We start from the raw sequence: 13,634 nt of genomic DNA, 5'->3' as shown, positions 1-13,634 counted from the left end.
GAAAAACATGCTTAAATTTGTTGTGATTGTGTTGCTCATCGTGGTTGCCGTATTTCTGGCGCGTTACCTGGATGAACAGAAACAGAAAACCTTATTTATTGGTATGTTGATCTGCGCCGTGATTGCTACCGCTGTGTTTATGGCTGTGGAACTGGCCAGATAAGTTCCGCTTCTTCTATCTCCGCAATATCCCTTCTTCCTTTTTCGTGCCACTGACTGTCAGTGGCCTCTGAGCTGCTCCGCTGATCGTGATTGTTCAGGGTGAATCTGCCGTCTGCCGGGAGATTCATTGTTGTGCGTCATTTCATAGATGATCCGGATGTCGGTAAGATGACAAAAATATAATTAGTTCTATAATTATTTGTTTTGTAATTATTTTTCCTGTTTAATTCTTTTTAAATCAGACTCTTGTGCTTTTTTTATGTCATCGATTCAAACTTATGGGGTTGATATTCCAAGTTTGGACCCTATAATTGTTTCTGAATTCATTAGAGCACTAAACAATGTGGCGATCAATGATTACATCAGCACCATGGGCATTAGCCCAAGAAACATCGAGCAAGACTCAGGAAGAGTTTGTTTTTCGAAAACCGGAACGTTCAGATGGTTATCGAGTGCATTCACTGATCGAATCTTGTCCCCCGCTAGACACGAACTCTTCATACTGCAATTTCCTGCAGACCACTCATTTCAAAGACACATGTATTGTTGCTGAACTTGATGAGGAGTTAGCAGGTTTTATCTCGGCATACCGGGTTCCGGAGAAAGATCAGACCCTCTTTATCTGGCAGGTTGCCGTGAGTGAGATAGCACGTGGTCAAGGGCTCGCTTTTAAGATGATTCAACAACTGCTGGCGCGTGAAGAACTGAGCGATATCCGGAATATCGAAACGACGATCACCCGCCTCAATAAAGCCTCTTGGGCGTTGTTTAAGAAAGTGGATCAGGCGAACGGGAACCTGGGCGAAGTGTCGCTGTTCCTTGATGAAGAGAAACATTTCGACGGTAAACATGACTCGGAATATCTCTATCGCATTCCACTGAAACAATAACTCACGATAAAACAGGATAAGTCATGAATATCTTTAATGCGCAGGAATCAAATGTTCAATGTTATGCCAACAATTTCCCGGTGGTGTTTTCTTCCGCGAAGGGCTGCTGGCTGAACACCCGTGAGGGTGATCGCTACCTGGACTTCCTGGCAGGCGCCGGTGCGCTGAACTACGGCCATAATAACCCGGTGCTGAAAAAAGCACTGATGGATTACATCGATCAGGATGGCCTTACGCACGGTTTGGATATGCATTCAGAAGCCAAAGCGGCTTTCTTGGAAAACCTGAAAAATTTCATCCTGACCCCGCGTGGTCTGGATTACAAAGTACAGTTCACAGGCCCGACCGGCACAAATGCCGTTGAGGCAGCACTGAAACTGGCTCGTAAAGTCAAAGGTCGTCAGAACATTGTCGCCTTCACCAACGGCTTCCACGGTGTGTCTTACGGTGCACTGGCCGCAACTGGTAACCAGCACCACCGGGGTGGTGCGGGTATGGCTCTGAGTGGCGTTACGCGTCTGCCTTATGAAGGTTACGCAGATCTGGATGGTCTGGCGCTGTTCGAAACCATGCTGACCGACAACTCCAGCGGCCTGGATAAACCTGCTGCTGTCATTCTGGAAACCGTTCAGGGTGAGGGCGGTCTGAACGTTGCGTCAAACGCGTGGCTGCAACGGTTGAGCGGCATCTGTCAGCGTCACGATATTCTGCTGATTGTCGATGACATTCAGGCGGGTTGTGGCCGGACCGGTACCTTCTTCAGCTTTGAACCTGCGGGCATCAAACCCGACATGGTAACGCTGTCAAAATCCATCGGTGGTTACGGTTCTCCGATGGCTGTGGTTCTGCTGAAGCCAGAACTGGATAAATGGTTGCCGGGTGAGCACAACGGTACTTTCCGCGGAAACAATCATGCATTCATTACCGCAGCGGCTGCGATTGAAGTCTACTGGCAGAATGACGATTTTGAGCAGCACATCCATGCCCGTGCAGAGCAGCTGAATGTGACCCTGCAAAAATTACTGAAACAGTATCCGGCAGTCTTTGAGAAGATCAAAGGCCGTGGTCTGATGCAGGGCATTGCCTGTCATCAAGGTGAGTTTGCCGGTGCCATCGGGAAGCTGTGTTTCGAAAACGGCATGATTATCGAAACGGCCGGTCCGGACGATGAAGTGCTGAAGTTCTTCTGTCCGCTGACCATCAGCGAGGCCGAACTGGAGAAAGGGCTGCATATTTTTGAACAAGCTGTGGCCGAATTTGCGAAGTCTGAACTGAAGAAAGCGTCTTAAGGAGAATAAGAATGATTGTACGCACCCTGGATGAGTGCCGTGACAGCGAACGTCGCGTTGTCGCAGAAAACGGGAACTGGGAAAGTGTTCGCATGTTGCTGCGTGATGACAACATGGGTTTCTCGTTCCATATCACGACGATTTATGCGAACACCGACACCCATATTCACTACAAGAACCACCTGGAATCTGTTTATTGTGTCTCCGGTGAAGGCGAAATTCAGACAACCGCCGACGGCAAAACCTATGAAATCAAACCCGGCACCCTGTACGTTCTCGACAAGCACGATGAACATCAGCTGCGTGCGAACAAAGGGGTGGATATGGTGATGGCCTGTGTATTCAATCCGCCGCTGACGGGGATGGAAGTACACGATGCAGACGGCGTCTATCCCGCTGCTGAGTAACTGAAACCGGGGCAGCCTGATTTCCGCAAGTACATGACCCTCCTTGCGTCATCAACCCGAGGGTCAAACGAAAGGTGGTGTAAGCCGCCTTTCAATCCCATCAAGTCAGAGGTGTGCTTCTCTGCTGATGAAAAGAAAAAGGAGTTCCCATGACTCATACCGTTGAAAAAATCGGCGGTACTTCCATGTCTGCGTTTGATGCGGTGATGGATAATATCCTGCTCTATCCGGACAACCCTTATCAGCGTATTTTTGTGGTTTCAGCTTACGGCGGTATCACAGACGCTTTGCTGGAATGCAAGCGTACCGGTGAGCCCGGTATCTTCCGCTATATTGCCGAACGTAATGATATCTGGCGTGAAAAACTGAAAGCGCTGGAGCAGCGGATGCTGCTGATTAATGACACTATGTTCCCTGATCTGTTTTGCCGGAACCGGGCTGACAACTTCGTGCAAGAGCGGATTGCGAACGCGATCTCCTGTATTGAGAATATTCTGGAAACCTGTCAGTACGGTCAGTTTTCACTGGCAAGTTATCTGCCGCAGATCCGTGAGTTTCTGTCTTCGATTGGTGAAGCGCATTCTGCATTCAATACAACGCTGATGCTGAACAACCTCGGGATTAATTCGCGCTTTGTCGATTTGTCCGGCTGGGGGGCAGAGAACAATGTTCAGGGCGATCTGGATGCCGTCATTCTGGATGCCATTAAAGATATTGATCTGAGCCAAGAACTGCCGATTGTCACCGGTTATGTTCACTGTGAAGAAGGCCTGATGAAAACCTACGATCGGGGGTACAGTGAGATGACCTTCAGTCGTCTGGCGGTATTGAGCCAGGCTAGCAGGGCGGTGATTCACAAAGAGTATCATTTAAGCAGTGCTGACCCGCGTATCGTCGGTCCGGAGCATGTGCGCCCGATTGGCAAGAGTAACTATGATGTGGCGGATCAACTGGCGAATCTGGGGATGGAAGCGATTCACCCGAATGCTGCATCCGGTCTGCGTCGCGCCGGAATTGAGCTTGCGGTAAAAAATACGTTCGAGCCTGAACATCCGGGAACGGTCATTTCTCAGGACTATCATCCGGAGACAGACAGGGCTGAAATCATTGCCGGTCGAGACAAGGTGTTTGCGCTGCATTTGTTTGATCAGGCGATGGTCGGGCAGGTCGAGGATGTCAGCTATGAACTGATGGAAATCATCCGTGAAGAGAATGTTCAGCTGATCAGTAAAGAGATGAACGCGAACTCTGTGACTTACTATCTGGATGGCAGTACCTCGAGTCAGAACAAGGTGTTGTCAAAAGCCGAGAAGCGCTATCCGAAAGCCAAAATCACCGGAAAAATGGTCGCGCTGATTTCCGTGATTGGCTCTGCGATTGATACCAATAAAACCATGAGTCAGGGGGTGCTGGCACTGCTGGACCAGGCGATCAGTCCAAAAGCGGCACATGCGTCCCTGCGGAACGTGGATGTCCAGTTCGTGGTGAAAGACAGCGATTATCAGGGCGCGATTTGTGCCTTGCATCAGAGCTTCATGAGTGAAGATGTCTCAAGGGTTTCGGCTGAAAAAGTGGTTGCTTAACCCGAACTCGGCTGAAGTTTCCCTTCTTCAGATAAGTGAAAGGCAAGCGCGATGCGCTTGCCTTTTTTGATCATGGTTGCAGGTCAGCAGTTCCGAGTAGCCGTCAGGCGCGTGCTCCGCGTTTGGCTGCCGGCTTGCCCCGCGATTGTGGCTTTGCGTTCGGTGCCGGACGCTGGCCGTTGCCCTGCGGCTTGCCTTGACTGCTCGGGTTGCGTCCTTTTCCGTGAGCATTCGTCCCCTGAGCTTTTGTGCCCTGGGCTTTTGGCTTGCCTGAGCCTTGACGGTTCGCGGTGCCGTCTTTCCGGATATCCGGCTGATTCGGGTGCTTGGTCGCAAAGCGTTTGGCACCATGACGGCTGGAACCTCGGCGTTTCGCCGGGGTGAGCGCGGCTTCACTGCCTTCTGCCGGGATCAGGCAGTCCGGGCGGTCACCGATCAGATGTTTCTTACCCATGCTGACCAGGGCTTCACGCAGCAGCGGCCAGTTGGCCGGATCGTGATAACGCAGCAGTGCCTTGTGCAGACGGCGCTGACGATCGCCTTTTGCGACAAAGAGATCGTCGCGCTGCTTGTATTTCACACGTTTGAGCGGGTTGGTCTCCGAATGGTACATCGCCGTGGCGTTACACATCGGAGACGGATAGAAGTTCTGGACCTGATCGCACTGGTAATCATGTTTCTTGAGCCACAGCGCCAGATTCAGCATGTCTTCATCCGTGGAACCCGGATGCGCTGAAATAAAGTACGGGATCAGATACTGCTTCTTGCCCGCTTCGGCACTGTATTTTTCAAACAGTTCTTTGAAGCGATCGTAAGTACCCATTCCCGGTTTCATCATCAGATCCAGGGTACCTTTCTCGGTATGTTCCGGGGCAATTTTCAGATAACCGCCAACGTGGTGCGTCACCAGCTCTTTGATGTATTCCGGAGACTCGATTGCCAGATCGTAGCGGACCCCGGAAGCGATCATTACTTTATTGATGCCTTCAACCTCACGCGCTTTGCGGTACAGGTCGATGGTGTGCTTGTGGTCGGTATCCAGCTTCTCGCAGATTTTCGGGAAGATGCACGATGGACGGCGACAGTTTTTCTCCGCACGCGGATCAGAACAGCCCAGACGATACATGTTTGCCGTCGGGCCACCCAGATCGGAAATCGTGCCGGTAAAGCCCGGGACTTTATCGCGGATGTCTTCCAGTTCCTGAAGAATCGATTCTTGCGAGCGGTTCTGAATAATCCGGCCTTCGTGTTCTGTGATTGAACAGAATGAACAACCGCCGAAACAGCCCCGCATGATGTTCACACTGGTTTTGATCATGTCGTACGCCGGGATCTTGGCTTTCCCGTATGCAGGGTGAGGCACCCGCGCGTAAGGCAGGCCAAAGACAAAATCCATCTCTTCTGTGGTCAGCGGAATTGGCGGCTTATTCACCCACAGCTCACGGTCGCCGTGCAGCTGAATCAGCGCACGGGCAGAGTAAGGGTTCGCTTCCAGGTGCATCACACGGCTGGCGTGGGCGTACAGAATTCGGTCGTTGCGCAGCTTTTCGTAAGACGGCAAACGCACAGCGCTGGTGAAGGCATCGTGACGCGACGGCTGAATCTGAACTGTCTGAGCTTTGACGGGTTCTTCTTCTGCTTTACTTTTGTTGGTCTCGCAGACTTCTTCGGTCGCGTACGGATTTGGCATCACCATCGCTTTGCCCGGTTTGTCGATCCGGGTGGAGTCGATGATTTTGTAATGCGCCGGGGCTTCTTTCAGGATGACCGCAGTGCCTGCGATGTCAGTCATGGTGGCGACGTCTTCACCTGCAGCAATGCGGTGTGACACTTCGACCAATGCACGCTCGGCGTTTCCGAACAGCAGAATGTCTGCTTTGGCATCGAACAGCACTGAACGACGCACTTTATCCGACCAGTAGTCGTAATGGGCTAAACGACGCAGGCTGGCTTCAATGCCACCCAAGACAATCGGGGTGTCTTTATAGGCTTCACGGCAGCGCTGAGAATACACCAGCACCGCGCGGTCCGGACGTTTTCCGCCTTCATTATTCGGGGTGTAGGCATCGTCATGGCGCAGTTTACGATCCGCCGTATAACGGTTGATCATCGAGTCCATATTGCCTGCAGTGATCCCGAAGTACAGATTCGGCTTGCCCAGCGCCATGAAGGCATCTTTATTGTCCCATTTCGGCTGGGCAATAATGCCCACCCGGAACCCCTGTGCTTCCAGCACACGGCCGATCACTGCCATTCCAAAACTTGGGTGATCGACATAGGCATCACCGGTCACAATAATAATGTCGCAGCTATCCCAGCCCAGCGCGTCCATCTCCTCACGGGTGGTCGGCAGGAATGGCGCTGTGCCGTAGCATTCAGCCCAGTACTTTGAATAGCGGTTAATTGGCGTGACGTCAGTGTGCATATATTGGCCTCAGGTTCAGGAGGCGGGGATTATAACGACTCCCCACCGCACTTGCCAGCCTTGCAAATGAGGCAGCAGAATAGTTTGTCGGGTTGAAAAACGGCACACCAAAGCATAGCAAAATGAAAGTCGATTGCATGACTGACGGGCAGATTCCCGGAAATTGCCGATCGAATTGATTTCAGTCTGGGGTTTGCCTGATTTGTGTTGACCAGGAAAAAGCTTTTCAGAGACTAAAGGCCGCGTGTGCGGCCTTTAGATTCGTTGCAGTGGCATGAAACTCACTGCGGTTTCAGGGGGAACTGAAAGGATCTATCCGAAAGATTTGCCCAAACCTTCCAATAATGCAACTTTTTCACGCATTTGCGCCGAAGCTTCTTCCATCCGCGCCATCATGGTCAGATTGTTGGAAGAGGAAATAGAGATCTGGTGAACGTTGTTACTGATTTCCTGGGCTACAGTACCTTGTTCTTCAGCGGCTGTGGCGATTTGCGTTGAGATTTCGGCAATTTCGTCCACCATGCTCACGACCTCCATAATGCTGGCGGCGGTGTCATTGGTGTGCGCGACGCACTGTTGTGTTTTATCAATGCTCTCGGTTGAGGTCGACTGCCATTGGTTCAGCGTGGCATTGATGTTCACAATGCTGGCCTGAATATTTTCGGTCGCGCCGTGAGTCCGTTGCGACAAGGCGCGCACTTCATCTGCCACAACCGCAAAGCCACGACCCTGCTCCCCGGCGCGGGCAGCCTCTATTGCAGCATTCAGCGCCAGCAGGTTGGTCTGCTCAGCAATGCCCTGGATTTCCATCATCATGGTCTCAATCTGTTCTGAGACCTTGACCAGGGATTGTGCGGTTTCGGCGGCTTTCTCCGAATCCCGTGCCAGATCGTTAATATTGTCCTGAGTTAATTGAAGAACTTTGGTGGTCTCAGCACATTTTTGCTGAGCGATCAGAACTTTGTCAGTCGTGAGCTGCGTATTCTGGGCGATCTCTGTGGCAACGGATGACATCTGGTTGATCGATGTGGCTATATGCTGGGTATCTTTATCCTGATTGGAAATGGAGTCCCGGGTATGAATGGTCACGTCGGTCAGTTCATCGGTGACATTCCTGATGGTGGTGGCGGCATCGTCAACGCGCCCCAATACAGTTTTCAGCCGGGCATCATTGAGTTTCAGGTGAAAATCAGCCACAGATGTCGGACCGTTACCGCTGTAGACGATGCGGGTCAGGGCATCATAGTCTTCGGATAGCTGCTTAAAAAATCGGGGTACTGCGAAAAATTCACCCCGGCAAAGGATCGCAATGAAGATAAATGGGATGACAGCGGAAAAGTAATCATAGTCAGGAATGAAAGTGTGGGTCAGACCGACAGTCAGGGCGGTAAAAAAGGCAGTGATACCGAGTTTTGCCCAACTGGATAGCCGGATCCCATAAGGATTTTTCTTGAGATTGAGTTGCTGGTAAATCTCTGTCGCGGTGTGGATCATTTCAGGGGTTGGTTTACGGCGCACAGACTGATAACCGCAAACCTGGTTATTTTCATAAAGCGGGGTGACATAGGCATCAACCCAGTAGTAGCTGCCGTCTTTACAGCGGTTTTTCACAATGCCGCGCCAGGGTTTTTCCGCTTTGAGGTGACTCCATAAATCGCCGAAAGCTGCTCTGGGCATATCCGGGTGCCGGATAATATTGTGGTGCTGGCCAACCAACTCGTCACTGCTGAAGCCGCTGATCGCGACAAATTCTTCGTTGGCGTAGGTAATTACACCTTGCAGATCCGTTGTTGTGACTAACTGAGCATTAGGGTCAAGCACGACCTCACGATCAGTAATCTGGCGATTTTTACGCATGAATCATCCCTCTTCGAAACGCATGTAGCATGTGTATTGGGTAAGACGTCTTTGGTCAGACGTTCTGGGGCAGTGAGCTGCTTTTTTTTGTGACACGTCTGACTCAACTCTAGATGACAGGTGTTGAGTGACATACTGCAATTGACGGGGATTTGAATCGCTTCAAAAAATAGACATTTAGCGTGTCAAAAAGTAAGCAAAGCTAAATTGAGCGATTATTATCGATAGTTACAGGCAGTATTCCATTCTGAAGCGCAACACTTTTCCAAAGCGTCAGCGTGTCCAAGCTGTAAAGCTAATGCGTCAATTTTGACTGATTGTTTAGGAAGGAAGTATAAAACCTTGAAGGTTGTGGGTGATTGTTCATTTCTTGTACCATCTGCAAGAGCAGGGATAGTAAAAAGCCCTGCGACAGCAGGGCTTTGAAGAACAGCTGAGCGCTGGAAGGAAAACGGCTCAGAAGTTGGCAGAACGTGGTGTACGCGGGAATGGGATCACGTCACGAACGTTCGCCATACCCGTCACGTAAGACACCAGACGCTCGAAGCCCAGACCGAAGCCCGCGTGTGGGACTGTGCCGTAACGGCGCAGATCGCGGTACCAGTTCATGTCTTCCGGATCGATGTTCATTGCACGCATGCGCTCATCCAGAACATCCAGACGTTCTTCACGCTGTGCACCACCGATGATTTCACCAATACCCGGTGCCAGAACATCCATCGCTGCCACAGTGCGGCCGTCTTCGTTCAGGCGCATGTAGAAGGCTTTGATGTCTTTTGGATAGTTTTTCACAATCACCGGTGCATTGAAGTGTTCTTCCGCCAGATAGCGCTCGTGCTCAGAAGACAGGTCGATACCCCACTCAACGTCAAATTCGAACTCACGGCCGGACGCTTTCAGGATATCGATGGCATCGGTGTAATCTACCTGTGCAAAGTCAGAATCAACAAATTGCTCCAGACGGGTGATGGCTTCTTTGTTGATGCGCTGTGCGAAGAATTCCAGATCGTCGCGACGCTCTGCCAGTACGGCTTTGAAGACATACTTCAGCATGTCTTCCGCCAGTTTGGCGACGTCATTCAGATCTGCAAATGCAACTTCCGGTTCAACCATCCAGAACTCGGCCAGGTGGCGGCTGGTATTGGAGTTTTCAGCACGGAACGTCGGACCGAAGGTGTAAACCTTGCTCAGCGCACAGGCATAAGCTTCGGCGTTCAGCTGGCCGGAGACGGTCAGGAAGGTTTCTTTACCGAAGAAATCTTCGTTGAAATCAACTTTGCCTTGCTCGGTGCGAGGCAGGTTTTCCAGATCCAGCGTCGATACGCGGAACATCTCGCCGGCACCTTCTGCGTCAGCAGCAGTGATCAGGGGCGCTGAAGTCCAGAAGAAACCCTGCTCGTGGTAGAAACGGTGAATCGCCTGAGACAGGCAGTTACGCACACGGGCAACCGCACCAATCACGTTGGTACGCGGACGCAGGTGTGCCACTTCACGTAAGTATTCGATGGAATGGCGTGTTTTTGCCATTGGGTAAGTATCCGGGTCATCAACCCAGCCCACCACTTTCACAGCCGTTGCTGCCAGTTCGAAATCCTGGCCCTGTGCCGGAGATTCAACCACCTTACCGGTGACTTCTACTGAACAACCCGTCGTCAGTTTCAGAACTTCTTCCTGGTAATTATTCAGTTCATTCGGGACCACGGCCTGAATCGGGTCGAAACAAGAGCCGTCATAGATGGCAAGGAAAGAGATTCCGGCTTTGGAATCCCGACGTGAACGAATCCAACCGCGAACAGTGATTTCACTGTCAACCGCGATTTTACCGCTCAGTACGTCTGAAACAGGCGCGTAAGTCATGATGTAATTATTCTCCGTTGAGGCACGACTGAGTGCTGTGCTTTATTTACAGTCCAAAACAGCAATATTACCTGTCTCGTCTCAGGCATCAAGCCTTGATGCATGTGATGATGGGAAATAATCACATTGTGCCGGTTTTTGTGTTGATTTAGTAATCACTGAGTGCCCCAAAATAAGTCCGGCAGCCATTGCATGACTGCCGGAGCCGGGGGTTATGGTGTCGCCGGCGGTGGTGTGAGATTACACGTTTGTCCGTCGCGGAGCACAGTGCCCGGGAAGGGGCTGCCGGGTTGCGGCGGGTCTGTCGGTTCCTGCACTGTGACGGCAGGGGCATCCCCGGCGGGGATGAGGGTGACGACATCGCTCCACATTTCCCCCTGTTCGGCGCTCAGGGCCGGGCTGGCACTTTCCCAGCGCGTGAAGTGATTGAACCCTTTGATGGTCAGAGTTCGACCGTCGGTGTCAGAGACTTTCAGCCATTCCCGGAAATCACCGGTCGGGAATTTTTTCGCGCCGTTGCTGAATGTGGCATCAATATCAGCCTGTGCCATGGCATTTTCGTAATACAGGGTGCCATCGGCTTCCAGTTTCCACCGAACCGGAATGCTGAAACCACAGCCGTCACTGTCTCTGTAGCTGCCCGTATTGAATCCGGCCTGACTGTCCGCCTGGTTGTTCAGAATCAGATGACGGGACGTGTCGCTGTTGAAGACCAGTGCTTTTCCGGCCAGCATATTTTGCGTGAAGCGGGGTGTCCGGCTTTCCCAACTGACGACACAGCTGGCCGACTGGCTCTCGTACTCTGTTTTGGTTTTTGCGGATGACGGCATTTGGGTACTGGTGTTCCAGCCGGAGTCACTGGCCGTACAGGCCGCCAGGGTGTTTGGCACATACTGCTTGGTCATCAGATGGCTGATTTCTGTTTCATTTGCGCCGCCCATGTCTTTCTGGCTGAAGGTTTTCACGGCCAGGATCGGACGAGTCTCATTCTTTTTATGTGTCATTGCCCAGAGCTGGTAGTCGCTGAAGCTGTCCGTGCTGTCTTCAGTCAGGCGCAGGAAGCCATTTTCATTGAGCTGCCACTGCCGGTTGGCCGTGCCGGGCTGAAGTACTGTATTGAGGTAATATTCCCAGGTGTTGTCACTTTTAAGGATGATTGCTTCCAGTTCACCCAGGCTGTCTGCTTCGGTTGAGATTTGCACCAGATGCTGATTGACCATGGCGTTGACACCATCTGTGGTGAAGCGGTCATCCCCGCCACATTCCGTGACCGCATTGAGGAACTGGTCTTCGGTTGCCGGTGCAGTATCGCCGAATGTACAGTCGCCGAAAGGCGGTAAGTTCGCGCGTGAGGTAACTGCGTAGATCTGCTCTTTGGCGGCATGGTTGAAACCGGCAAAATGGAAATCATCATCTTTCAGAATGGCCTCTCCCTGATGGACTGCACCATTGTCGACTACCAGGAATAAGTATGGTGTGTCGAAGGGATAGCGGTTTGCCAACTGCTGAATGACATCTGGGACGGCAAACTGGAACATTTGTTTTTCCAGAACGGTGACAGGCGACCATATCCCGGTTTCAACCACCATCCAGCCATCGCCGCCGACATTGACCCAGTAATTGACGCGATGGGTATTGTTAAAGACAAATTCGAGCACCACATTGTCGGTCAGATGGTAGCCATTCACCTGCTCAAAACTGCCGGCATCTTCAACGGCAACCATGTCTTCCAGCGTGGTGTAAGGCACAGTCGGGTTCCCTTTGGGCGCTACGGTACATTGGTCTCCGCTGACATTGGTTTTGCAGAGCAGCATCCGGGTGGTGTCCGGACTCCAGGTGAAGTAATACCCCATCGCACCGTCTGAAAAGGCTGCGGTACCCGGCACATAGCGGGTCATGAAGTGATTTTCTTTTGTGGTCAGAAAATCATGCATGTTTTGCCCGGACAGGGGATAAGAATTGACCCGGATCGTCACGTTGCGGTCATCGCTTTCTTCAAGACCGGCATCGGTGACAATTGCGGTGTTGCTGGAAGAAATCAGTACTTTGAAATATTCGTAAAGGTCTTTCCAGCCGGAGCCAGTCAGAATCTGACCCTGGATGGCGTCTTCTTTTTGATCGAACTGGACCAGCGGTTGTTCACTGAAATACGTAAAGGCTTCCGTCAGGCTGACATCGTTGTCACCATTTTTTTGCCACTGCCAGTCGACCTGACGTGTTTCATTGGTTGCTGTATCCGGGCTGTTGAAGTCCATCATATCGGCTTCAAGTTTGCTGCCATCGAGGGAACTCTGGCTGTGCAGACGCCAGAAACCGGCATTGAAAATTGTCTGGATGGTGTCTTTCTGTGCGGTCATTTCTGTGTACTTACGGGTCATGACCCCTTCCAGAATGTCATTGACCACAGTCAGCGACATCAGCGTGCTCAGGTTGACACCGTTCAGACCGAGTTTGGGGATCAGCGTGACACTCAGCTCATCGGCCAGCTCATTGATAAAATCCCCCGCATTCCGGACGTCGAGGTTTCCCGGATTGCTGACCGTTTGGCTGAATATTCCCCAGTTACCATCTTTCACCACCCGTTTCACCAGTGCCTGATAGGCGAGGGTCGTTTTCAGAGACAGCGCGATTTCAGTATCGGTTAGCGGGGTCAGGAACAAATCTGTTGGCAGGCGATCACCGATGGCAAACTGAGGCGGGCCATCCAGATCAAGCACCAGAACGCCCTGCAGCAGGAGCGGGCTCTGGACAGTGATGGTGTAATTGCTGTCATCCTGCTGGAAATCCGTAATCTCAGTCTGTCCCATGACTTTGCCCTGGCTGTTCAGGATCAGCACTGCGAAGTTGTCCTGTAACAATGTGGGCGTCGCCGCATAGGCCTTGCTGATCAGATCCCAGTGGTTCCCTTGCTGAGCGGTATTCAGGCCGGCGGGAAGATCAACCGTGACGGTGAAACTGGTTTTGACGGGTGGTAATTCGGCAGGCTTGATGCCAGCCTCGCCGCTGCCACCACCACACGCAGAAAGCAGGCCAGCCAATAGCAGGCTCAGGCCAATCATCAGATAGGCGCGCATAATCCTTCCCCTGAACGATAAATGCTGTATTTTTTGACCAAACATGGTGTGCGTTTGGTTTCGTGTTTGGGGTGAGTATAGGTAAGGCGG

The 13,634-nt window shown here is 51.7% G+C and carries 9 protein-coding genes; 5 read left to right on the top strand and 4 right to left on the bottom strand.

Annotated elements, in window-relative coordinates; genetic code table 11:
• The first annotated feature begins 7 nt into the window (after window positions 1-7).
• From SPK40_RS05975 to SPK40_RS05955, 5 genes are all read left to right on the top strand, one after another.
• Complete coding sequence (locus SPK40_RS05975; RefSeq protein ID WP_248139597.1) at window positions 8-163, top strand: hypothetical protein; 156 nt, start codon at window positions 8-10, stop codon at window positions 161-163.
• A gap of 352 nt (window positions 164-515) precedes the next feature.
• Window positions 516-1,052, top strand: a complete 537-nt coding sequence (gene ectA / locus SPK40_RS05970; RefSeq protein WP_248139598.1) for a diaminobutyrate acetyltransferase — start codon at window positions 516-518, stop codon at window positions 1,050-1,052.
• Between the two features lie 23 nt (window positions 1,053-1,075).
• Window positions 1,076-2,341, top strand: coding sequence for a diaminobutyrate--2-oxoglutarate transaminase (gene ectB, locus SPK40_RS05965; RefSeq protein ID WP_330959750.1), 1,266 nt, complete (start codon window positions 1,076-1,078; stop codon window positions 2,339-2,341).
• A gap of 11 nt (window positions 2,342-2,352) precedes the next feature.
• Complete coding sequence (locus tag SPK40_RS05960; protein WP_248139602.1) at window positions 2,353-2,748, top strand: ectoine synthase; 396 nt, start codon at window positions 2,353-2,355, stop codon at window positions 2,746-2,748.
• A 149-nt stretch (window positions 2,749-2,897) separates the two neighbouring features.
• A complete protein-coding gene (locus tag SPK40_RS05955) occupies window positions 2,898-4,331 on the top strand; it encodes an aspartate kinase (RefSeq protein ID WP_330959749.1) in 1,434 nt (477 codons plus the stop codon).
• 103 nt (window positions 4,332-4,434) lie between these two features.
• Here SPK40_RS05955 and SPK40_RS05950 read toward each other — a convergent pair whose 3' ends face one another.
• The 4 genes from SPK40_RS05950 to SPK40_RS05935 all read right to left on the bottom strand — a co-directional run bounded on the left by SPK40_RS05950 (window position 4,435) and on the right by SPK40_RS05935 (window position 13,544).
• Window positions 4,435-6,756, bottom strand: a complete 2,322-nt coding sequence (locus SPK40_RS05950; protein ID WP_330959748.1) for a YgiQ family radical SAM protein — start codon at window positions 6,754-6,756, stop codon at window positions 4,435-4,437.
• A gap of 312 nt (window positions 6,757-7,068) precedes the next feature.
• Window positions 7,069-8,613, bottom strand: coding sequence for a methyl-accepting chemotaxis protein (locus tag SPK40_RS05945; RefSeq protein ID WP_248139608.1), 1,545 nt, complete (start codon window positions 8,611-8,613; stop codon window positions 7,069-7,071).
• A 456-nt stretch (window positions 8,614-9,069) separates the two neighbouring features.
• Window positions 9,070-10,470 (bottom strand): asparagine--tRNA ligase, encoded by a 1,401-nt coding sequence (asnS, locus tag SPK40_RS05940; RefSeq protein ID WP_330959747.1) that lies wholly within the window; start codon window positions 10,468-10,470, stop codon window positions 9,070-9,072.
• 212 nt (window positions 10,471-10,682) lie between these two features.
• On the bottom strand, window positions 10,683-13,544 hold the full coding sequence (locus tag SPK40_RS05935; protein WP_330959746.1) for a hypothetical protein: 2,862 nt from the start codon (window positions 13,542-13,544) through the stop codon (window positions 10,683-10,685).
• Window positions 13,545-13,634: the final 90 nt, after the last annotated feature.

The sequence above is a fragment of the Photobacterium sp. 53610 genome, assembly GCF_036409375.1.
Classification (GTDB): Bacteria; Pseudomonadota; Gammaproteobacteria; order Enterobacterales; family Vibrionaceae; genus Photobacterium.
This window is presented reverse-complemented; position numbering and strand designations above follow the sequence as displayed.